At 72.5% G+C, this 22,305-nt stretch carries 18 protein-coding genes; 10 read left to right on the top strand and 8 right to left on the bottom strand.

Features of this window, described 5'->3' with window-relative positions:
- Nucleotides 1–3: 3 nt before the first annotated feature.
- The 4 genes from ACGH2B_RS19070 to ACGH2B_RS19085 all read right to left on the bottom strand — a co-directional run bounded on the left by ACGH2B_RS19070 (nt 4) and on the right by ACGH2B_RS19085 (nt 4,888).
- Nucleotides 4–957 (bottom strand): carbohydrate ABC transporter permease, encoded by a 954-nt coding sequence (locus ACGH2B_RS19070; RefSeq protein WP_399090927.1) that lies wholly within the window; start codon nt 955–957, stop codon nt 4–6.
- 11 nt (nt 958–968) lie between these two features.
- Nucleotides 969–2,309 (bottom strand): ABC transporter substrate-binding protein, encoded by a 1,341-nt coding sequence (locus ACGH2B_RS19075; protein WP_399090930.1) that lies wholly within the window; start codon nt 2,307–2,309, stop codon nt 969–971.
- A 59-nt stretch (nt 2,310–2,368) separates the two neighbouring features.
- On the bottom strand, nt 2,369–3,535 hold the full coding sequence (locus ACGH2B_RS19080; RefSeq protein ID WP_399090933.1) for an ROK family protein: 1,167 nt from the start codon (nt 3,533–3,535) through the stop codon (nt 2,369–2,371).
- A 264-nt stretch (nt 3,536–3,799) separates the two neighbouring features.
- The gene (locus tag ACGH2B_RS19085; protein ID WP_399090936.1) at nt 3,800–4,888 is read right to left on the bottom strand and encodes a mechanosensitive ion channel family protein; all 1,089 of its coding nucleotides are present in this window, start codon (nt 4,886–4,888) and stop codon (nt 3,800–3,802) included.
- Nucleotides 4,889–5,207: 319 nt separating this feature from the next.
- On the opposite strand from ACGH2B_RS19085, the gene ACGH2B_RS19090 reads away from it, so the two are divergent.
- The 6 genes from ACGH2B_RS19090 (at nt 5,208) to alc (ending at nt 10,503) form a co-directional block, all read left to right on the top strand.
- A complete protein-coding gene (locus ACGH2B_RS19090; protein WP_030283966.1) occupies nt 5,208–5,744 on the top strand; it encodes an HNH endonuclease in 537 nt (178 codons plus the stop codon).
- A gap of 247 nt (nt 5,745–5,991) precedes the next feature.
- Nucleotides 5,992–6,258, top strand: a complete 267-nt coding sequence (locus ACGH2B_RS19095; protein WP_399090939.1) for a hypothetical protein — start codon at nt 5,992–5,994, stop codon at nt 6,256–6,258.
- A gap of 204 nt (nt 6,259–6,462) precedes the next feature.
- A complete protein-coding gene (locus tag ACGH2B_RS19100) occupies nt 6,463–6,711 on the top strand; it encodes a hypothetical protein (protein WP_399090942.1) in 249 nt (82 codons plus the stop codon).
- Nucleotides 6,712–6,918: 207 nt separating this feature from the next.
- Nucleotides 6,919–7,896, top strand: coding sequence for an acyl-ACP desaturase (locus ACGH2B_RS19105; RefSeq protein WP_399090945.1), 978 nt, complete (start codon nt 6,919–6,921; stop codon nt 7,894–7,896).
- 352 nt (nt 7,897–8,248) lie between these two features.
- Nucleotides 8,249–9,250: a LysR family transcriptional regulator gene (locus tag ACGH2B_RS19110; RefSeq protein ID WP_399090948.1), complete on the top strand. Its 1,002-nt coding sequence runs from the start codon at nt 8,249–8,251 to the stop codon at nt 9,248–9,250.
- 110 nt (nt 9,251–9,360) lie between these two features.
- The gene (alc, locus tag ACGH2B_RS19115; protein ID WP_399090951.1) at nt 9,361–10,503 is read left to right on the top strand and encodes an allantoicase; all 1,143 of its coding nucleotides are present in this window, start codon (nt 9,361–9,363) and stop codon (nt 10,501–10,503) included.
- Between the two features lie 393 nt (nt 10,504–10,896).
- Here the strand turns inward: alc and pepN (ACGH2B_RS19120) are convergent, their stop codons facing one another.
- Entirely contained in the window at nt 10,897–13,467 is a 2,571-nt protein-coding gene (gene pepN, locus ACGH2B_RS19120; protein ID WP_399090954.1) for an aminopeptidase N, read from the bottom strand.
- A gap of 121 nt (nt 13,468–13,588) precedes the next feature.
- On the opposite strand from pepN (ACGH2B_RS19120), the gene ACGH2B_RS19125 reads away from it, so the two are divergent.
- Complete coding sequence (locus ACGH2B_RS19125) at nt 13,589–13,819, top strand: ribbon-helix-helix domain-containing protein (protein ID WP_399090957.1); 231 nt, start codon at nt 13,589–13,591, stop codon at nt 13,817–13,819.
- Nucleotides 13,806–14,153: a type II toxin-antitoxin system PemK/MazF family toxin gene (locus ACGH2B_RS19130; RefSeq protein WP_399090960.1), complete on the top strand. Its 348-nt coding sequence runs from the start codon at nt 13,806–13,808 to the stop codon at nt 14,151–14,153. Before ACGH2B_RS19125 ends, ACGH2B_RS19130 begins: the two co-directional genes overlap by 14 nt.
- A 68-nt stretch (nt 14,154–14,221) precedes the next feature.
- Here the strand turns inward: ACGH2B_RS19130 and ACGH2B_RS19135 are convergent, their stop codons facing one another.
- The gene (locus ACGH2B_RS19135; protein WP_399090964.1) at nt 14,222–15,253 is read right to left on the bottom strand and encodes an aspartate-semialdehyde dehydrogenase; all 1,032 of its coding nucleotides are present in this window, start codon (nt 15,251–15,253) and stop codon (nt 14,222–14,224) included.
- Nucleotides 15,254–15,585: 332 nt separating this feature from the next.
- Between ACGH2B_RS19135 and ACGH2B_RS19140 the strand changes: the two genes are divergently transcribed.
- Nucleotides 15,586–17,331: a TIGR03767 family metallophosphoesterase gene (locus tag ACGH2B_RS19140; protein ID WP_399090967.1), complete on the top strand. Its 1,746-nt coding sequence runs from the start codon at nt 15,586–15,588 to the stop codon at nt 17,329–17,331.
- A gap of 186 nt (nt 17,332–17,517) precedes the next feature.
- Here ACGH2B_RS19140 and ACGH2B_RS19145 read toward each other — a convergent pair whose 3' ends face one another.
- Entirely contained in the window at nt 17,518–18,534 is a 1,017-nt protein-coding gene (locus ACGH2B_RS19145) for a hypothetical protein (RefSeq protein ID WP_399090970.1), read from the bottom strand.
- 305 nt (nt 18,535–18,839) lie between these two features.
- A complete protein-coding gene (gene pepN / locus ACGH2B_RS19150; RefSeq protein ID WP_399090972.1) occupies nt 18,840–21,419 on the bottom strand; it encodes an aminopeptidase N in 2,580 nt (859 codons plus the stop codon).
- Between the two features lie 150 nt (nt 21,420–21,569).
- Between pepN (ACGH2B_RS19150) and ACGH2B_RS19155 the strand changes: the two genes are divergently transcribed.
- On the top strand, nt 21,570–22,214 hold the full coding sequence (locus ACGH2B_RS19155) for a disulfide bond formation protein DsbA (protein ID WP_399090975.1): 645 nt from the start codon (nt 21,570–21,572) through the stop codon (nt 22,212–22,214).
- Nucleotides 22,215–22,305 lie beyond the last annotated feature (91 nt).

Genomic DNA, 22,305 nt, shown 5'->3' on the forward strand with positions numbered 1-22,305 from the left:
GTTTCAGTCCTCCGCCGGGAGCAGGCCCGCGCGCTTGCGCATCAGCAGGGTGGTGACGGCCATGGCGATGACGAAGAGCACGAGCGAGAGCACGCACGCCGCGCCGGTGTTGAAGTTCTGGAAGCCCAGCGAGTAGACGAGCTGCGGAACGGTCAGCGTGGAGTGGTCCGGATAACCGGGCTGGACGACCGTGCCGGCGGTGAGGGAGACGCCGGAGGCGAGCTTCCCGGCGACCAGCGCCTGGGTGTAGTACTGCATGGTCTGCACGACGCCGGTGACCACCGCGAACATCACGATCGGGATGATCGCCGGCCAGGTGACGTAGCGGAACTTCCCCCACGCCCCGGCGCCGTCCAGCTCCGCCGCCTCGTACTGCTCGCGCGGGACGTCGAGCAGCGCCGCCATGAAGATCACCATCAGATCGCCGATGCCCCACAGCGACAGCAGCACCAGCGACGGCTTCGCCCAGTCCGGGTCGTTGAACCACGACGGCGCGTCGATGCCGACGGTGCCGAGGATCTCGTTGACCGGCCCGGTGCCCGGGTTCAGCAGGAAGACGAACGCGACGGTCGCGGCGACCGGCGGCGCCAGATACGGCAGGTAGAACGCGGTGCGGAAGAACCCCGCCCCCGACTTGACCTTCGTGACGAGCAGTCCGATACCGAGCCCGAAGACCACCCGCAGCGCGACCATCACCACGACCAGCCACAGCGTGTTCCACAGCGCCGGACCGAACAGCGGCATCTGCGTCAGCACGTACTTCCAGTTCTTCAGCCCGACGAAAGAGGGCTCCTCGATCTGGTTGTAGTGCATGAACGAGAAATAGACGGTGGCGATGAGCGGATAGCCGAAGAAGACCGAGAAACCGACCAGCCAGGGGGAGAGAAAACCGATCGTGCGCAGTTTCTCGCGCAGCTTCTTGCGGCGCAGCGCGGGCGCGCGGGTGGAAAGTGCCATGGCGGGCTCCGTCAGTTCTCGGACTGGAGGTTGTCGGCGTCGATCTGCGCGTCGAGTTTTCGCAGTCCCTCGTCGAGGTCGGGGACCTTTCCGGCTTCGACGTCGTAGGAGAAGTCCTGGAGCGCGGTCACGTACTGCCCGCCGTTGATGGACGGCGGCAGCGCCGAGCTGTGCGGGTTCTTCGCGATGTCCAGAAAGCTGCGGAACGTCGGATCGGCATCCAGCTCCGGCGATTTCAGCGCGGCGAACGTCGAGGGGACGTTGTGTATGGCGTTGGCGAAGTCGACCACCTGACCGGTGTCGGTGGTCAGGAACTTCACCAGCTCCCAGGCGGCGTTCTGGTGCATGCTGCTGTGCGCGACACCGATGACGGTACCGGTGAGGGAACCGCGCCCGTACGTGTCCGCCTGGTCGTCGGGGACCGGCAGCGGCGCGGTGTCCCAGTGGAATTTGGCCTTCGCGTCCTTGAGCATCAGCCCGCGCCACTCACCGTCCAGATGCATCGCCACCTTCTGCCGCAGAAAGGCGTTCTGCGACGACATCTCCGCACCGAACGTGGTGCGGAACTTCTCCAGCGGACCGTAGCCGCCCTGCGCCTTGATCAGCGCGAGCTGGGTGGCGAAGAACTTCTTGCTGCGCGGGTCCTTCGCCAGCGTCGCCTTGCCCTTCGCGTCGAAATACGAGGGGCCCCACTGGGCGAACAGCCGGTCCGGGCTGTTCTCGTACATCCGGAAGGACGGCATGAACCCCACGCGCTTGTACGAGCCGTCCGGGCGGCGCTGGGTCAGCTTCACGGCGTCCCGCTCGAATTCCGACATGGTCCGCGGCGGCCGGGAAATTCCGGCCGCCTTGAACGCGTCCTTGTTGTAGTAGAGCCCGTACGCGTCGGCGAGCAGCGGCAGTGCGCACTGCCGGCCACGGAACCGCGTGTAGTCGAGCAGCGTCTTCGGGAAGATTTTCTTCTTGTCCAGCCCGCTCTTCTCCAGGAACGGATCGAGATCCGCCCACATGCCCGAGGAGCAGTACTGCCCGACATTGTTGGTGGTGAACGACGACACCACGTCGGGGGCGTCGTCCCCGCCCGCCCGCAGCGCCTGGTTCATCGTCTCGTCGGTGACGTTCCCGACCGTCTCGACCTTGATGTTCGGGTGGAGTTTCCTGAAACGGGCGATGCTGTCGTTCACCGCCTTCACCTCATTCGGCTCCGCCCAGCCGTGCCAGAACTTCAGCGTCACCGGCTTCGCCGGATCGTCACGGTCACTGCCGGTGCTCGGCCGGGCACACCCCGAGACAAGGAGCCCGGCACCTGCCAGCGCCACGATCAGAGCGCGGCGTACGCGCGTGAGTGACATGGCGTACTTCCTTTACGGCGGGAGAAATGAAAAAGAGGAAGAGTACCGGCAGCGGGAATTCAGGCCGTGTTGAAGACGGTGTCGCGGGCGGCGGCCAGTGCGGTACGCAGCGCACCGGTGAGGATCGGATTGCCGTCGAGATGACTGATGCGCAGTTCGGGCCGGGGTAGCGCGAGACCGGTGAACTCCTCCTCGACCAGCGCCCGCAGCTCCTCCCCGCCGGCCTGCGCGACCGACCCGGACAACACCACGAGCTGCGGATCGACGACGGCCATCACGGAGGCGAGCCCGGTGGCCATCCGCCCCGCGACCTCGGCCCGTACGGACTCCACGCGCAGCGCCTCCTCGACGGTGCGGACGTGGCCGGCGCCGTGGGTGTGGGCGAGTTCGACGACGCTGGGCTCGCCGACCAGACTCTGGAAGCCGCCGCCGCCGTCGGCCCGCGCGGCGCTGCGGTCCCCGCCGCGCGCCAGCGGCGCCCCGGGCAGCGGCATGTAGCCGATCTCCCCGGCGCCGCCGGTCGCCCCGCGCAGCAGGACGCCGTTGAGCACGATCGCCGCGCCGACGCCCTCGTCCACCCAGACCAGCACGAAGTCGTCGTAGTCCTGCGCGGCGCCGTCGTGCTGCTCGGCGATGGCGGCGAGGTTGACGTCGTTCTCGATCTCGATGGGCGTGCCCAGGACCTCCGCCAGCTCCTCCTTGAGGGCCCGCGAGTGCCAGCCGGGCAGATGCGGCGCGTACCGCAGCCGCCCGGTGCTCGGGTCGAGCGCGCCGGGCGTGCCGATCACCGCGCCGTGCAGTTGCTCGCGGCCCAGTCCGGCCTTGGCGAGCGCCCCGTCGACGGCCGCCGCGACGAGCTGCGCGGTGCGGTGCGGTACGTCCTCGGCGACCGCGTCCGTGCCCACCCGGGCCTCGCCGCGCACCTGCCCGGCGATGTCGGCCACGGCCGCCGTGATCCCCTCCTGATCCACGGCGAGTGCGGCGACCTGCGCCACGAACGGATTGACCTCGTACAGTTGGGCGTTGGGCCCGGGCCGTCCGGTGACGTTGCCGGTGGAGCGCACCAGCCCGACGGCCTCCAGCCGCGCCAGGAGCTGCGACGCGGTCGGTTTGGACAGACCGGTCAGCTCGCCGATCTGGGTACGGGTCAACGGCCCCTGGGAGACGAGCAGGTCGAGCGCGGCCCGGTCGTTCATCGCCCGCAGTACCCGAGGCGTTCCGGGCATCCCCTGCCCCGCTGCCGCCATGTGCGCACCCACCCCGTTCACGGTGGCCCCGCCACCATCTGTTAGGAAACTTTCCAATCGTTGCAAGGACGGTAGGGCGCGCCCCGAGCGGCCGTCAATGGTTTACGCGCGAAGACTTTCCCCGGAGGTGGCCGGGGCGTCACCCGCCCGTCCTCCCGCCCCGCGACCGGCCCCGCCGCATACGGACGGCCCCCGTCCCGCGTGGTGCGGAACGGGGGCCGTGGGGCGCCGGTGGGAAGGCCGCTACTTGCCCAGCTTCGGCCGGGTGATCGGCGCCGTGGCGAGCGACTGCGGCGAGTCCGGGTTGCTGAGCGCGGACGGCGCGGCCACCGCGGCGGACGGGTCCGCCGCCGTCTCGCCCTCCTCCTCCGGCTCGGGGCGCGGCGCCAGCCGGATGGCGGCGCGGTCCAGCGCCTGCTTGACCCGCCAGCGCAGCTCCCGCTCGACGCCCGCGGCCTTCCCCGGCATGGTCTTCGCGGAGAGGGTCAGCGTGACGGTGTCCAGGGAGACCTCGCTCAGGCCCAGCACCTCCACCGGCTCCCACAACTGCTCGTTCCACGGCTCCGCCTTGGACATCTCCTCGCCGACGGCGGTGATGACCTCGCGGGCCCGCTCCAGATCCTGGTCGGCGGCGAGCTGTACATCGACGTGGGCGGTCGCCCAGCCCTGGCTGAGGTTGCCGATCCGCTTCACCTCGCCGTTGCGTATGTACCAGATGGCGCCGTTCGGACCGCGCAGCTTCGTCACCCGCAGCCCGACCTCGATGACGGTGCCGGTGGCCACCCCGGCGTCGATCTCGTCACCGACGCCGTACTGGTCCTCCAGGATCATGAAGACGCCGGAGAGGAAGTCGGTGACGAGGTTGCGGGCGCCGAAACCGATCGCGACGCCCGCGACGCCGGCGCTGGCCAGCAGCGGCGCCAGGTTGATGTTGAGCACCGACAGCACGGTGAGCGCCGCCGTCCCCATGATCACGAAGGAGGCGACGGAGCGGAGCACCGAACCGATCGCCTCGGACCGCTGCCGCCGCCGCTCGGCGTTGACCAGCAGCCCGCCGAGCGCGGTGCCCTGGGCGGCGTTGGCGGTGCGGTTCATCCGCTCGATGAGCCGGGTCAGGGTGCGGCGCACCACATGCCGCAGTACCACCGCGATCACGATGATCAGCACGATCTGGAGCGCGGAGGTGACCCACGTCCCCCAGTTCTCCTGGATCCACCCGGCGGCGTTGGTGGCCTTCTCCGTCGCGTCGTCGAGGGAGGTCGGGCCGGTGGCGTCGGGCGCCGGGGCGGCGCTGTAGGGCGCGGCGGCGACCGGCAGGACTGACCAGTGCACAGCAGAACCTTCCGTGTGGGACGAGGGGCCCGGACCGAGGGCGTGCCGCGGCTCGGGCAGACCCACCACACTAACGGGGCAACCGCGCCGAACCGCGCCCCTGTTCGAACGGTGACGCTTTCCGGACGGTTCCCCAACTGCCCCGGGTACGCCCGAAAGAGGGCGAAGTAACACCGTGCCGCGCGAACTGAGGGGGTGTGCCGGAAAACACCTCCGACCCGTTACGCGGTCATGGTGGCGCGGTGCCCGGACACCGGGTGACACTGGGGGAGATCGTCCCGGCGCGAGCCACGCGCCGCCGGCGTACAAGGAGGCACCCGTGCCGCATGTCCTGGTCCTCAACGCGTCGTACGAGCCGCTCGGCGTCGTACCGCTCCGCCGCGCGCTCGTCCTCGTCCTCAATGAGAAGGCCGTCAGCCTTGAGGAGTCCGGCGCCCTGATGCACAGTGCGACCCGCGTCATCCCCGCCCCGAGTGTGGTCCGTCTCAAGCGGTTCGTCCGGGTGCCCTTCCGCGGTCCCGTCCCTCTCACCAGGCGGGCGCTGTTCGCCCGCGACGGCGGTCGCTGCATGTACTGCGGCGCGGTCGCCACCAGCGTCGACCACGTCATCCCGCGCAGCCGTGGCGGCCAGCACACCTGGGAGAACGTCGTCGCCGCCTGCCGCCGCTGCAACCACGTCAAGGCCGACCGTCATGTGGCCGAGATCGGCTGGCGGCTGCGCCATCAACCGGCCCCGCCGTCCGGCCTGGCCTGGCGGATCATCGGGACGGGCCACCGCGATCCGCGGTGGCTGCCCTATTTGCAGCCGTACGGCGCCGACGACGCCCTGGCCCGGATCAGTGCCGTGACGGCATAGATCCGGGCCTTCGTGCGCCGGGCCCGCCCCGGCGCACGAAGGCGCGCCGTGTCCGTCCCGGCCACCGCAGAACTTGCCGTCCGGGGGCCGCTCGGGCGGCAATCCGTTCGCTCCGGGCCGGGGCGTACCGCGAAATCGCCCGTCCGGAAGGTGTGAGGTGGGTCACGTTCAACAGGCGAAAGCGTCTGTGTTCCGGTTCGCTGGGTAGTCCAGACCTTGTCCCACTGCCGATGAACGGGAGGCCCTCGTGGCCGCGTCCGCTCAGTTGCTCCTCGATGCCCTGTCCTCCAAACCCGGCGACGGGCCGGTGGAACCGGACCTCTTCGCGGGGCTCTCCGGCCCCGACGGCCTGGACGGTTCCGGCTCCGCCAGCTTCATGGAGCCGCCCCTCACCAGCGAGCCGCCGCTCGCCGACGCCGCCCCGCTGACCAGCGAGGTCCCGATCTCCGCCGAAGCGCCGCTGACCAGCGAACCGACGGTCACCGGCCTGGGTACGGAGTCCATGGAGGTCTGACGACCCCGGACCGCGTGGCTCGGCGCGCGCCCCGGCGCCGCCTGATGCCCGTGCCCGCACCGCCTTCCACCGCCCCGCCTCCCCGGACCGCCCTGTCCGGCGGGGAGCGGGGCGGTCGCCGTACGCGGACGTCCCGGGTCCGGCGGGTCCCGCTTGCGCCACCCCGGGCGCGCGGGCGGCGGGGGCGTCCTATACGTTGAGTCCGTGAGCAACAAGGTCAAGAAGAATGCCCTGCGCGCCGGAACCATCACGGCCGGCACCGCGCTGATGCTGCTGATGTCGTCCCCCGCGTTTGCGCTCACCCGCGACGACGGTGACGACCCGGGTCCGGGTCTGAGCGTGCTCTCCACGCTCGGCCTCTACGTCGCTGCCCCCATCGTTCTCTTCCTGGTCATCGCCGGGCTGGTCATGGCGGGCGACAAGTCCCGCAAGCAGGCCGGCTCCAAGGGCTGACGCCGGGCACCGACGCCTTCGAAGGGCGCCCTTCGGTTCGTATGAACCGAAGGGCGCCCTTTGCCGTTTCCGCAGGTTAACGCGGTGGTTTCGGGTGATTTGGGGAGGTTGGGTGCTTAACTGGGCCTCACCTACGATGCCGTAACCTACGGAGCCGTAGGTCCAACCTACGGTTCCGTAGGTCATCGTCCCCCCAGGAGTTCCCCCGTGACCATCGCCCCCGCCCGCCACGACGGAGAGCCTGGCCTCAGCGCCTGGAGCGACGCCCACCTCCTCTACGCACTCGAAGAGGTCGTGGAGAAGGAGCTGAACCGCCATCTGAAGGTCGCCAAGGAATGGATGCCCCACGAGTACGTGCCGTGGAGCGACGGCCGGAACTTCGACGGCGTCATGGGCGGCGAGGCGTGGGCGCCCGAGCAGTCCAAGGTCAGTGACATCGGCCGCATCGCGCTCGTGGTGAACCTCCTCACCGAGGACAACCTCCCCAGCTACCACCACGAGATCGCCACCCTCTTCGGCCGCGACGGCGCCTGGGGCACCTGGGTGCACCGCTGGACCGCCGAGGAGGGGCGGCACGGCATCGTGATGCGCGACTACCTGCTCACCAGCCGCGCCGTCGACCCCGTCGAGCTGGAGCGGTTCCGCATGGCCCACATGTCGGAGGGGTTCGAGTCCGACAACGCCCACAGCATGCTGCACTCCGTCGCGTACGTCGCGTTCCAGGAGCTGGCCACCCGCATCTCGCACCGGAACACCGGCCACCACTCCGGTGACCCGGTCTGCGACCGGATGCTGGCCCGGATCGCCACCGACGAGAACCTCCACATGGTCTTCTACCGCAACCTTCTGCGGGCCGCCTTCGAGCTGGCCCCGGACCAGACGATGGCCGCCGTCCGCGATGTCGTCACCGCCTTCCGGATGCCCGGTCACGGCATGCCCGGCTTCGAGCGGGCCGCCGCGCGGATGGCCATCGGCGGGATCTACAACCTCCGCATCCACCACGACGACGTGATCCAGCCGGTGCTGCGCCACCTCAAGGTGCTGGAGATCGGCGGGCTCGGACCCGTCGGCCTCGCGGCGCAGGAGGAGCTGGGGCTGTTCATGGGTGGGCTCGACGACCAGGCCCGTAAGTTCGACGAGCGCCGCGCCGCCATCGAGGCCCGCCGGGCGGCCAACGCCTCCTGAGCCATACTGTTCAGGTCCGCTGAATAGAGTGCGTCGTATGTTTCGGTGGAGCTGATGTTTTCGGTGCTGGTGCGGTGGGTGGGTGTCCACTCCGGCCGGAAGGGCGCCGCGGCAGTTCTGGAACCGCTCCGCGCCCCGCGCGTGGGAGGCGGCGCGCGGGGCCGGGATGCCGCTCGCCCTCGCCCTCGCCGGGATGGTGGTCCTCGTCGGCGCCGCCGCTCCGGCGTCCTCGGCCGACGCGCCATGGCGCTGGGCGCCGCCGGGGCCGTGCCGGGAGCGGGCGGCGAACGGTGAGCCCGCCCCGGGGCCGCCGGGGGACGGGGGCGCGTCCCCGGATGCGTACGCTGCCCGCATGGCCGACTGGGACATCAAGAAGTTGCGGATCCTGCGCACGCTGCACGAGCTGGGCACGGTCACCGCGACCGCCGAGGCGCTGCATCTGACGCCCTCGGCCGTCTCCCAGCAACTGACCGGACTGGCCAAGGCGCTCGGCGTCCCGCTGCTGGAGGCCCACGGCCGCCGGGTGCGGCTGACCGACGCCGCCCATCTGGTGCTCCGTCACGCCGATGTCGTCTTCGCCCAGTTGGAACGCGCCGACGCGGAACTCCTCGGCTATCTGCGCGGTGAGGCGGGCCGGGTCCGTATCGGCGCGTTCTCCACCGCCATCCCCGCGCTCGTCGTCCCCGCCGTCCGGGAGCTGCGCCGCACCCACCCCTCGCTCACCGTCTCCGTACGGGAGGCCGAGGCGGAGGCGGCGTACGAGCTGCTGGCCGAGGGCAGCGTCGATCTGGCGCTCTCCCTCGCCGCGCACGCGCCCACGCCCCGCGACCCCCGGTTCAGCCGCCTCGAACTGCTCGCCGACCCGCTGGACGTGGCGCTGCCCGCCGGGCATCCGCTCGCCGCCGAGCCGGGGCTGCGGCTGGCCGATCTGGCGGGCGAGCCGTGGATCTTCGGCTCCAGCGGCCCCTGGTCGCAGATCACCACGACCGCCTGCGAGAACGCCGGGTTCGTGCCCGAGCAGGCGCACGCCGCCGCCGACTGGAACGCGATCTGGGCGATGGTCGCCGCGGGCATGGGCGTCGCGCTGGTGCCCCGGATGGCGCGGCCGGGCGAGGCCGGCGGGCCCGCCCGGGGCCCGGCCGGCGGCCCCGGTGTCGTCCTGCGGGTCCTCCACGCCGACCAGCCGCGCCGCCATGTCGTCGCCGCCGCCCGCCGCGGCTCCGAGGGGGCGCCGGGCCTGTCCCGGGTGCTGGCCGCGCTCCAGCAGGCCGCCGCGGCGCGCGCCGGGGCCCGTACGGCGCCCGCGGACGGCGACGCGCCCCCCGACGGACCGCCCACCGTTCAGTCCGGCTGAACAACGACCTCACGAACTGTCGATGGACCTGCCCGGTGGGCGCTGCGACGGTGGAGGGGTCCGCGGCGCCGCACCACCGAAGGGCGCCGGCACTCCACCGAAGGGCGACGATGACCACCACCCCGGCCGACTCCACCGATCCGCACGCCAACGACGCCGCCCCGTACGGTGGCGGCGACCCCTTCGCCGACTACCGCGGCGGCGACTACGCCTTCACCTCCCTCGTCGACCTCGCCGACCGGCGGTTCGGAGCCGGGGTGATCGCCGCGAACGACGAGTTCTTCGCCGAGCGTGAGAACCTGCTGAAGCCCGGCCCGGCGGTCTTCGACCCCGAGCACTTCGGCCACAAGGGCAAGATCATGGACGGCTGGGAGACCCGGCGGCGCCGCGGCGCGGACGCCGACCACCCCTTCCCCACCGACGACGAGCACGACTGGGCGCTGATCCGCCTCGCCGCCCCCGGCGTGATCCGCGGCGTCATCGTCGACACCGCCCACTTCCGCGGCAACTACCCGCAGCAGGTCACCGTCGAGGCGACCGCCCTGCCCGGCAGCCCGGGTCCCGAGGAACTGCTCGCCGATGACGTGAAGTGGGAGGAGATCGTCCCGCGCACGCCGGTACGCGGCCACGCCGCGAACGGCTTCGAGGTCACCGCCGAGCGCCGCTTCACGCATCTGCGCCTCAAGCAGCACCCGGACGGCGGCATCGCCCGGCTGCGGGTCCACGGCGAGGTCGTGCCCGACCCGGGGTGGCTGTCCGCCCTCGGCACCGTCGACCTGGCGTCGGTCCTCAACGGCGGTGCGGTGGAGGACGCCTCCGACCGCTTCTACTCCTCGCCCACCCAGATCATCCGGCCCGACCTCTCCCGCAAGATGGACGACGGCTGGGAGAACCGCCGCCGCCGGGTCAAGGGCACCCACGACTGGGTCCGCTTCCGCCTCGCCGCGCAGGGCGAGATCCGCGCGGTCGAGATCGACACCGCCTACCTCAAGGGCAACTCCGCGGGCTGGGCCGCGCTGTACGGCTGCGACGGCACCCCCGAGGACGAGGCGTCCTGGTTCGAGATCCTGCCCCGCACCAAGCTCCAGCCCGACACCCCGCACCGCTTCGTGCTGCCCGGGGCGGTCACCGCCACCCACGTCCGGCTCGACGTCTTCCCCGACGGCGGTCTCGCCCGGATGCGCGTCCACGGCAGCCTCACCGAGACCGGCCGCACCGCCCTCACCGACCGCTTCACGGCGCTCGGCGGCTGACGGGGCGGGGCGGGGCGGGGCGAGGCCGGGAGTGAGCCCGGCCGACGGCGTCGACTGAGCGGGCCCGGGTGCTCCCCGGCGCCCGCCCGGACCGGCCCCGGGCCACCGGCCACCCGGACCGGTCCCGGGCCACCGGCCACCCGGACCGGTCCCGGGCCACCGGCCGCCCGCGCCGGTCCCGGGCCGCCGCCCGCCCGCGCCGGTCCCGGGCCGCTGGCCGCCCGAGGCCGGCCCGACCCCGTAAGGCCAGGTCACCGGCCAGCCCCGGCTCACCCACCGCGTACAGAAAACGGGGCGCCCGGGACCACACGGTCCCGGGCGCCCCGCCCGTGTACGAGCCGGCCGTCAGCCGTCAGCCGTCAGCCGTCAGCCGCCGGCCGGCTGTCTCGGCCGTCAGCCGGCCGCCGCGTCCGCCGCGCGGGCCTTCAGGGCGCGCTCGATGCCCGACCGGGACTCCACGACCAGCCGCCGCAGCGCCGCGCTCGGCTCCGCCGACGCCAGCCACGCGTCGGTCGCCTCCAGCGTCTCCGGGGAGATCCGCAGCGCCGGGAAGAGCCCGACCGCGATCTGCGACGCCATCTCGTGGCTGCGCGCCTCCCAGACCGTCTTCACCGCGTCGAAGTACTTCGCGGCGTACGGCTCCAGCAGCTCCTCCTGGTCGTGCTGCTGGAAGCCGCCGATGACGGCCTCCTGCACGGCGTTGGGCAGCGTGTCCGCCTCGACGACCGCCGCCCACGCGGCGGCCTTCGCCTCCGCCGTCGGCCGGGCCGCCCGCGCGGACGCCGCGTGCTGCTCGCCCGCCGAGGTCCGGTCGCGCTCCAGCTCCGCCGCGATGGCCTCCTCACCGGCGCGGCCGGTCGCCGCCAGCCGGCCCAGCAGCGTCCAGCGCAGATCGGTGTCGATCTCCAGCCCCTCGACCGTCTCCGTCCCGTCCAGCAGCGCCTGGACCAGGTCGAGGTGGGCGCCGGAGCGGGCCGCCGCGGTGAACGCGCGGGCCCACGCCAACTGGTGGTCGCTGCCCGGCGCCGCCGCCCGCAGTTGCTCCAGCGCCGCGTCCGCCCACCGCGCGAGACCGCTCTCACGCCACGCCGGGTCCGCGTACATGCTCAGCGCCATCTTGACCTGGCGGTGCAGCGACTGGACGACGCCGATGTCCGACTCCTTGCCGATGCCGGAGAGCACCAGCGCCAGGTAGTCGCGGGTGGGCAGTTCGCCGTCGCGGGTCATGTCCCACGCCGACGCCCAGCACAGCGCCCGCGGCAGCGACTCGGTGAAGTCACCGAGGTGGCCGGTGACGACCTTCAGCGACTCCTCGTCGAGGCGGACCTTGGCGTACGACAGGTCGTCGTCGTTGAGCAGCACGACGTCCGGCCGCCGGGTACCCGCCGGGAACGGTACGTCGGTCAGCTCGCCGTCCACGTCCAGCTCGATGCGGTCGGTGCGGACCAGCTTGCCGTCGCGCAGGTCGTAGCAGCCGATCGCGATGCGGTGCGGGCGCAGCACCGGCTCGCCGGTGGCGCCGGCGGGCAGCGCGGGGGCCTCCTGCCGCACCTGGAAGGTGGCGACGGTGCCGTCCGCGGCGAGGGTGATCTCGGGCCGCAGGATGTTGATCCCCGCGGTCTCCAGCCACTTCTTCGACCAGGTCTTCAGGTCCCGCCCGCTGGTCTTCTCCAGCGCGCCCAGCAGATCGCTCAGCCGGGTGTTGCCGAAGGCGTGCGCCTTGAAGTACTCCTGCACGCCCCGGAAGAACTCGTCCATGCCGACGTACGCGACGAGCTGCTTGAGGACGGACGCGCCCTTGGCGTAGGTGATGCCGTCGAAGTTGACGAGGACATCGTCCAGGTCACGGATGTCGGCCATGATCGGGTGCGTCGAGGGCAGTTGGTCCTGGCGGTAGGCCCAGGTCTTCATGGAGTTGGCGAACGTCGTCCACGAGTGCGGCCACTTCGAGCCCGGCGCGTACGCCTGGCAGGCGATCGAGGTGTAGGTGGCGAACGACTCGTTCAGCCACAGGTCGTTCCACCACTCCATGGTCACGAGGTCGCCGAACCACATGTGCGCCAGCTCGTGCAGGATGGTCTCGGCGCGCGTCTCGTACGCCGCGTCCGTCACCTTCGAGCGGAAGACGTACTGGTCGCGGATGGTGACCGCGCCCGCGTTCTCCATCGCCCCGGCGTTGAACTCCGGCACGAAGAGCTGGTCGTACTTCTCGAAGGGGTAGGCGTAGTCGAACTTCGCCTGGAACCAGTCGAAGCCCTGCCGGGTGACGTCGAAGATCTCCTCGGCGTCCAGGTGCTCGGCGAGCGAGGGCCGGCAGTAGATGCCCAGCGGCACCTTCCGCCCGTCCGAGCCCTCCCACGCGCTGTGCACGCTGTGGTACGGACCGGCGATCAGCGCGGTGATGTACGTCGAGATGCGCGGCGTCGGCGCGAACTTCCAGACCGTGCCCTCGGGCTCCGGCGTCGGGGAGTTGGAGATCACCGTCCAGCCCTCGGGCGCGGTGACGGTGAACGCGAACGTCGCCTTCAGGTCCGGCTGCTCGAAGGAGGCGAACACCCGGCGGGCGTCCGGCACCTCGAACTGCGTGTAGAGGTACGCCTGCTGGTCGACCGGGTCGACGAAGCGGTGCAGCCCCTCGCCGGTGTTGGTGTACGCGCAGTCGGCGACGACGGTCAGTTCGTTGCGCCCGGCGAGCAGGGACGGCAGCGCGATCCGCGAGTCGGCGAAGACCTCGGCCGCGTCCAGCTCCGTGCCGTTGAGGTGGACCTCGTGCACGGTCGGGGCGATCAGGTCGATGAAGCTCTCGGCGCCCGCCTCGGCGCAGTCGAAGCGCACCGTCGTGACGGACCGGAAGGTGCCGCCCTCCTGCGCGCCGGAGAGATCGAGAACGATCTCGTACGCGTCCACGGTCAGCAGTCGCGCCCGCTGCTGTGCCTCGTCGCGGGTCAGGTTCGTGCCAGGCACCAGGTCATCTCCTCGTAAGAGTCCTCGTCTGCGGGGTGCGGCCATCCTTCCACGGGCCCGTACGGGCAGCCGTACCCCTTTTCGGTGGCACTGTGGTAGGAAGACCGGTAGCATTGCGGGTATGAAGATCAGTGTGAGTCTGCCGCAGGAGGACGTGACCTTCGTCGACGAGTTCGCCAGCAGAACGGAGGCCGAGTCGCGGTCGGCCGTGATACACGCCGCCATCGAGCTGCTGCGCGCGGCGGAGCTGGAGTCGCAGTACGCGGAGGCGTTCGAGGAATGGGACGCGAGCGAGGACGCGAAGCTGTGGGACCGCACGAGCGGGGACGGAATCGCTCATGAGGCGTGGTGACATCTACCTGGTCGACATGGAGCCGGCGCGCGGCAGCGAGGCGAACAAGACCCGCCCGGCCGTGATCGTCTCCAACGACGGGGCCAACCGCGCGGTCGAGCGGCATGGCCGGGGCGTCGTCACGGTGGTGCCGCTGACCTCCAACACCTCGCGGGTGCTCGCCTTCCAGGTGTTCCTCCCGGCCGGCGAGAGCCGTCTCCCGAAGGACTCCAAGGCGCAGTGCGAGCAGGTCCGGGCCGTCGCCCCGGACCGGATGCGGCAGCGCGTCGGAGCGGTACCGCGGCAGCGGATGGCGGAGATCGAGACGGCGCTCCGCCGCCACCTGGCCCTCTGAGCAGCCACAACACGACGAGGCGCCCGCCGGAAACCCCGGCGGGCGCCTCGTGACGTGTGGGGGACCGCTCAGCCCCGCAGCTCCGCCGCGACCAGTTCGGCGATCTGGACGGCGTTGAGGGCGGCGCCCTTACGGAGGTTGTCGCCGGAGACGAACAGTGCCAGGCCGTTCTCCGCCGTCTCGTCCGCACGGATCCGGCCCACGTAGGAGACGTCCGCGCCGGCCGCCTGGAGCGGGGTGGGGACGTCGGAGAGGGCGACGCCGGGGGCCCCGGCCAGCAGTTCCTGGGCGCGGGCGGGGCTCAGCGGGTTCGCGAAGCGGGCGTTGAGCTGGAGGGAGTGGCCGGTGAAGACGGGGACCCGCACGCAGGTGCCGGAGACCTTCAGCTCCGGGATGCCGAGGATCTTGCGGCTCTCGTGACGGAGCTTCTGCTCCTCGTCGGTCTCGTTCAGCCCGTCGTCGACGATCGAACCGGCCATCGGCAGCACGTTGAACGCGATCGGGCGGACGTACTTGTCGGGCGCGGGGAAGTCCACGGCCGCGCCGTCGTGCGTCAGGCGGGTGGCGTCCTGCTCGACGGCCTTGCGGACCTGCCCGTCCAGCTCCTGGACACCGGCGAGACCGCTGCCGGAGACCGCCTGGTAGGTGGTGGCCACCAGCGACACCAGACCGGCCTCGTCGTGCAGCGGACGCAGCACCGGCATCGCGGCCATGGTGGTGCAGTTCGGGTTGGCGATGATGCCCTTGGGGCGCTCGGTGACCGCCGACGGGTTGACCTCGGAGACCACCAGCGGGACCTCGGGGTCACGGCGCCAGGCGGAGGAGTTGTCGATCACGACGGGGCCGGCGTCCGCGACCTTCGGCGCCAGCGCCTTGGAGGTCGCCCCGCCCGCCGAGAACAGCACGATGTCCAGGCCGGAGAAGTCGGCGGTGGCGGCGTCCTCGATCGTGATCTCGGTGTTCTGCCAGGGCAGCGTGCGCCCCGCGGACCGCGCCGAGGCGAACAGGCGAAGCTGCTCGACCGGGAACTTCCGCTCGGCGAGAATGCCCCGCATCACGCCGCCGACCTGGCCGGTGGCTCCGACGATTCCGATCCTCATGGGACTCCCTTTCCTGATCTGACATCGGTGCTGCTCGGGGAACACCTGCTCAGAAGTGCCTCCATCATGTGTGTGAACCCCGTCGCCTTGTCCAATCCGTTCCGGTACGTGGCCGGTACGTGGTCTGCGTCACGATGTCTCCCGCGGCGCCGGACCGGTCCGCGCGGCGAGTGGGCCCGCGGTGATCCCCGCGCGGTGATCCCTGTGCGGTGATGGGCCACCGGAGTTGCGGTGGCGTTCACGCCGACGACACCCCCGCTGCCAAACATCCCCGGTGAGCGGGCAGTTGAGCTGCCCGGCCACCTACGCGTACGCAACCGGGGAGTCCGCGCATGTCCCGCACACGGTCCGCCGCCTCCGCCCTCGACCGCCGCGCCTTCCTCGCCGCCACCGGCGCGGTCGGCGCCGCCGCCGGTCTCGGCCTCGCCTTCGGCGGCGCCGACCGGCCCGCCGCGGCCGCCACACCGCCGGACGGTGCCGCCCCCGTGGCGCCCGGCCCCGTCGGCGCACCGGCCGCGCCCCGCACCCCGTACACCCGGGGCACCACCCTCACCTCCGTCGCCACGCCGCACGGCAGCGGCGGCTACCGGCACCTCGGCGACGGCCCCGGCTGGCGGCGGCTGGTCCGCACCGAGCTGGCCCCCGCCCGCCCCGGGCGCGCGGAGCGCCGCACCGCCCTCGCCTCGTTCGTGCACTTCACCGACCTGCACCTGGTCGATGTGCAGAGCCCGCTGCGGTACGAGTACCTGCGCGCCGAGACGGCCAGTGCCTGGCGGCCGCAGGAGGCGCTCTCCGTCGCCGGTGTCGTCTCGCTGATCGAGCGGGTCAACGCGCTGCCCGGCGGGCCCGCCACCGGCGCGCCCCTCGCCTTCGTGATGACCACCGGCGACAACACCGACAACAACTCCCGCCTGGAGCTGGACTGGTTCCTCACCGCGATGAGCGGCGGCCGGATCACCCCGAACTCCGGCGACCCGCGCCGCTACGAAGGCGTCCAGGACAGCGGACTGCCCCTCTACTGGCAGCCCGGCAGCGCCCTGCGCGACGCCGACAAACGCCTCGGCTTCCCCCGCATCGACGGCTTCCTCGACGCGGCGATCCGCACCCTCCGCAGCCCCGGTCTGCGGATGCCGTGGTATTCCACCGTCGGCAACCACGACGCGCTGCCCGGCGGCTGCTACGCGTCCGGCGACCCGTACCTGACCTCCGTCGCCACCGGCGACCGCAAGCTGGAGACGCTCCCCGCCGACCGCGCGGCCCAGGTCTGGAAGGCCGTCCGCAAGGGCCTCGACCCGCGCGGCGAGGACTTCAAGGAGCTGCTGCGCTCCCAGGCGAAGAAGGCCCGGCACGTCACGCCGGACCCGCGGCGCGCGCCCTTCACCCGCGCCGAGTACCTGCGCGCCCACCTCGACCCGGCGCACACCGGCCCCGGCCCGCACGGCCACGGCTACACCGCGGACCACCTCGACGACGGCCGCCTGTACTACACCTTCCAGGTCGCCGACGACGTCCTCGGCATCAGCCTGGACACCACCGACCCGGCCGGCCACTACACCGGCTCCGTCGGCGCGGAGCAGTTCGCCTGGCTGCGCCGGACGCTGGCGGAGAACGAGCGCGGCGGCGCCCGGCACGTGCTGGTCTTCAGCCACCACACCTCCAAGACGATGGACAACACCCGCCCCGACCCGGCCCGCCCCCGCGAGAAGCGGCACACCGGCGCCGAACTGGCCGCGCTGCTCTCCGCGCACCCGTCCGTCGTCGCCTGGATCAACGGCCACACCCACCGGAACGAGGTCATCGCCCACCCGGGCTTCTGGGAGGTCTCCACCGCCTCCCACATCGACTTCCCGCAGTTGGCCCGGGTCATCGAGCTGACCGACAACCACGACGGCACGCTGTCGCTCTTCACCACCCTCGTCGAATCCGCCGCCCCGCACCGCGCCGACCCCGCCGACCTCTCGCAGACCGGCCTGGCCGCCCTCTACCGCGAACTGGCCGCCAACGCCCCCAAGGCCCGCAAGGACCTGGCCGGCGAGGCCACCGACCGCAACCTGGAGCTGGTGCTGCGGCGGCGGTGAGGGGCGGGGGCCGCTGGCCGGGACGCGGCGCCGGGGCGGTGCGCTGCGGAGCGGCCACGACGCCGGGTGCGGTCCGGTACGGGGCGGTGCGGGGCCTGACCGGTCCGGCTCCGGGCGGTGCGGGGGCCGGGGCGGTCTCCCGCGCGTCCTGGGCTCCGTCCGGCCGGTTCGCCGACGGCCCCCGCCCTACCGCGGTGCGATCACCACCGGCTCCGCCGGGTCCCGGTCCGCCGCCGCCATCAGGGCCGTCCGGAGGACGACGGCCTGTTCGCGGGGGGAGTGGTGCAGGCCGTCGGGGGTGCAGCGGACGACCGTGATGCCCAGCCGTTCCAGGAGTTCGCGTTTACGGGACCAGGCCGGGCCGGGGAGGGTGCCGTCGCCGTCGGCAGGTGCCGTGTCGATCTCCACCGCGACCGCCTCGGCGGGCCAGTACGCGTCCACACCGCCCAGGTGCGGGCCGCCCGGCAGGCGCAGGCCGACGTTCCACAGCGGGTCGGGCAGCCGGTGGTCGCGGACCAGTGCGTAGAGCCGGTCCTCGGCGCGGGTGCGGTCCCCGGCCAGCAGCAGCGTCACGGTGTCCACCACCTGCGGGCGGGTGGCCAGGTGTGCCCGGCGCAGTTCGCCGACGACGGTGGCCGCCTCGGCGTGCCCGTCCCGGACCGCCTCGGTCAGCAGGTGGCGTACGGCCGCCGTGTCCGTCAGCGTCGCCACCGTGTCGGCCAGCGCCCGCGCCACCGGCGCCACCGGCAGCCCGCCGATCTCCTCGGCCACGGGCAGTTCGGCGGAGTGTACGACCCGCACGAAACCGGCCGAGCGCAGCCGCCGCCCGCGGCCCACCAGGACGTGCAGCCGGTTGAGCGACGGCAGTGGGGGAGCGGCGGTGACGCCGTGCAGCGCCAGCGCCGCCGGGCCGGTCAGCATCGCCCGCGCCTCCGGACGCGTTCCGCCGCCCTGGTACGGGACCGAGGGGCCGCGCTCGGCCGCGTACAGCACGGCGGCGCGCAGCCGCTCCTCGGTGGACGGCGGGTCCGGGCGGAGCAGGTACACCCCGGGCAGCACCTCGCGCCAGGGGCCGCCGGGGCGGCAGCGGCCGGCGGTCTCGGCGGCCGTGACGCCCCGCTCGCGCAACCGGTGCGCGGTGACCAGAAGGCAGCGGGTGCCGTCGGCACGGAGGAGCGGGGAGAGCGGGGTGTCCTGGGTCATGCGGGGCACTTTCCCGCGCGTGGGCCGCCAGCTCACCGTTGTTACACATCTGTGGCAGGAAGCGGACAACTCCGTTCCGGAGCGCGGGGGTTCACCGGAGCTGCCGGGGCCGGTTCGTGGCGGGGCCGTGCCTCGTCCGGGGGCCGTGCCTCGGGCGGGAGCCCGGGCCGGGCCCACCTGGCCCTGAGCCGGGCCCCGGGCCAGGTGGGGCCGACCCCTGGGCCCCACGCCCGGCGGCCCCGCCCCGCCCGCTGCGTGCCGCGGGCCCGGCGCCCCCGATACCGCGGGGCGCCGGGCCGTGGCCGTCAGCCCCGTGCCCCCGCCGCCGCGTCGCACGCCCGCGCCCGCAGCGCGCGGGCCAGGTCGTCGCGCTGCTCCGACACCAGGCGGCGCAGGGCGGGCGCGGCGTCGGCGCGCTCGGTCAGCCAGGCGTCGGTGGCGTCCAGCGTGCTCTGCTCCAGCCGCCAGAACGGGAACAGGCCGCGGACCACGGCCATCGCGATCTCGATCGACCGCTCCTGCCAGATCCGCTCGATCGCCGCGAAGTACCGCTCGGCGTACGGCGCCAGCAGAGCGGACTGGCCGGGCCGGGCGAAACCGCTGATGGTGGCCTCCACCAGCGCGTTGGACAGGGTGTCCGACTCCACCACGTCCGCCCACGCCCGCGCCTTCACCCCGGCGTCCGGGCGGGCGGCCAGGCAGCGCACCTGGTGCCGCTTGCCGGACGCGGTGTCGTCGCGGGACAGCTCGGCGTCGACGGCGGCGGCGTCGGCCGCGTCCTTCGACGCCAGCGCCACCAGGAACGCCCAGCGCAGCTCCTGGTCCACGTCGAGCCCGTCGATCCGCGCGGTGCCGTCCAGCAGACCCCGCAGCAGTTGGAGGTCGGACGGCCGGTCGGCGACCGCGGCGAAGTGCCGGGCCCAGGCGAGCTGGTGGTCGCTGCCGGGCGCCGCGAGCCGCAGCTCGTGCAGCGCGCCCTCGGCCAGCTCCCGGGCCGCCGCCTCCCGGTGCTCCGGCGCGGTGTACGACGCCAGCGCCCCCTGCGCCTGCCCGTGCAGCGTCTGGAGCACGCCGATGTCGCTCTCCCGCCCGGCGAACCGCAGCACCAGGTCCAGGTAGTCGCGGGCCGGCATCAGCCCGTCGCGGGTCAGCCCCCACACCGCCGCCCAGCACAGGGCGCGGGCCATGGGGTCGGTGAGGTCGCCCAGGCGGGCCCGGAGGGTGTCGAGCGAACCCTCGTCGAAGCGGGTCTTGCAGTACGTCAGATCGTCGTCGTTGACGAGGATCAGCTCCGGCCGCTCGGCGCCCGTCAGCTCCGTGACGACGGTGCGCGGACCGGTGACGTCGGCCTCGGCGCGGGCGTAGCGCACCAGCGCGCCGTCGGCGTCCTGGCGCCGGTAGAGACCCACCGCCACCCGGTGCGGCCGCAGCTCCGGGTGGGAGGCGGCGGCCTCCTGGAGCACGGCCAGTTCGGTGATGCGGTCCTGCGCGTCATAGGTGACCTGCGGGGTCAGCGCGTTGACCCCGGCGGTCTGGAGCCAGGCGCGCGACCAGGCGGCCATGTCGCGGCCGGAGGTCTCCTCCAGCACCGACAGCAGGTCGCTCAGCCGGGTGTTGCCGTAGGCGTGCCGCTTGAAGTAGCGGCGGGCGCCCTCCAGGAACGCGTCCCGGCCCGCGTACGCCACCAGTTGCTTGAGGACGGAGGCGCCCTTGGCGTACGTGATGCCGTCGAAGTTGAGCTTGGCGTCCTCCAGGTCACGGATGTCGGCGGTGACCGGGTGGGTGGAGGGGAGCTGGTCGGCGCGGTAGGCCCACGCCTTGCGGTTGTTGGCGAAGGTGATCCAACTGTCGGTGAAGCGCGTCGACTCCGCCAGCGCCAGGGCGCCCATGTAGTCCGCGAAGGACTCCTTGAGCCACAGGTCGTCCCACCACTCCATGGTGACGAGATCGCCGAACCACATGTGCGCCATCTCGTGCAGGATGACGTTGGCCCGCCGCTCGTACGCCGCCTCGGTGACCTTGCCGCGGAAGACGAACTCCTCGCGGAACGTCACACAGCCCGGGTTCTCCATCGCCCCGATGTTGTACTCCGGGACGAACGCCTGGTCGTACTTGCCGAACGGGTACGGGTAGTCGAAGTGGTCGTGGAAGAAGTCCAGGCCCTGCTTGGTGACGGTGAAGATGTCGTCCGCGTCGAAGTGCTTGGCCAGCCCCTTGCGGCAGAGCGCGCCGAGCGGGACGACCAGCTCGGTGCCGTCCTCGAACGTCCGCCGGTAGCTGTCGCTCTCGTAGTGGTACGGACCGGCGACGACCGCGGTGATGTACGTGGAGATCGGCTTCGTCGTCGCGAAGCGGTGACGGCCGCCGGACGGTTCGCCCTCCGCCGCGCCGTTGCTGAGGACCAGCCACTCCTCGGGCGCGGTCACCTCGAAGGTGAACGGTGCCTTGAGATCGGGCTGTTCGAAGGTGGTGAAGACCCGGCGGGCGTCGGCCGGCTCGTACTGCGTGTAGAGGTAGACCTCGCCGTCCTCGGGGTCCACGAAGCGGTGCAGGCCCTCGCCGGTGCGGCTGTAGGCGCACCGCGCGTCGACGGTCAGGGTGTTCTCCGCCGCCAGACCGGCCAGCGTGATGCGGGTGCCGTCGAAGACCGCCGACGGGTCGAGGACGGTGCCGTTGAGCGTCACCGAGGTCACCGACGGTGCCACCAGGTCAGCGAAGGTGGTGGCGCCCGGCTCCGCGCAGCGGAAGCGGATCGTGGTCAGCGAACGGAAGGTGTCCTCCCCCTTCACCGCCGACCGGACGTCCAGCGCCACGTCGTACCCGTCGACGCTCAGCAGCCGTCCGCGCTCGTGGGCCTCGTCCCGGGACAGATTCTCACCTGGCACGCTGTGACTCCTTTGTCCTCTTCGTCTTCGCCGTCTTCTTCCGGTTCCGTCGTTCACCGGCCGGACACGGGAATCATGGCACGCCGGCTTTCTGTTGAAGCGGGCGCCGGCCGGCGTACGTCCGGCGTCCACCGCACACGAGGAGAGCACGTGTCCGACACCGCGAAGACCCCCGCCGACTTCTGGTTCGATCCGCTGTGCCCCTGGGCCTGGATGACGTCCCGTTGGATCCTGGAGGTGGAGAAGCTCCGCCCCATCGAGGTCCGCTGGCACGTCATGAGCCTGGCCGTGCTCAACGAGAAGCGGCTCGACGACCTGCCGCCGGAGTACGCCGAGGCGATGCGGCCCGGCGGCAGCGGCTGGGGCCCGGTGCGGGTCTGCGTCGCCGCCGAGCAGCGCTTCGGCAGCAAGGTCCTCGGCCCCCTCTACACCGCCCTCGGCACCCGTATGCACAACGAAGGCATGGGCCGGGACCGCGCCGCGATCGTGGCGGCCCTCGCCGACGCCGGGCTGCCCGCCGACCTGATCGACGCCGCCGACTCCGACGCGTACGACACCGAGCTGCGCGCCTCCCACAAGGCGGGTATCGAGCTGGTCGGCCAGGAGGTCGGCACGCCCGTCATCGCGGTGCCCGGCGCGGACGGCGAGCAGATCGCGTTCTTCGGCCCGGTCGTCACCCCCGCCCCCAAGGGCGAGCAGGCCGCCAAGCTGTGGGACGGCACCCTGATGGTCGCCTCCATCCCCGGCTTCTACGAGATCAAGCGGACCCGGACGGCCGGTCCGGTCTTCGACTGACGCCACGGGGCCCGGGGCGGTGACCTCCCGCCCCGGGCCCCGTCCGGCATGGGCAGGGCCCCGCGAGTCACGTCCTCGCGGGGCCCTGCCG

The organism is Streptomyces sp. BBFR2, assembly GCF_044497305.1.
Classification (GTDB): Bacteria; Actinomycetota; Actinomycetes; order Streptomycetales; family Streptomycetaceae; genus Streptomyces.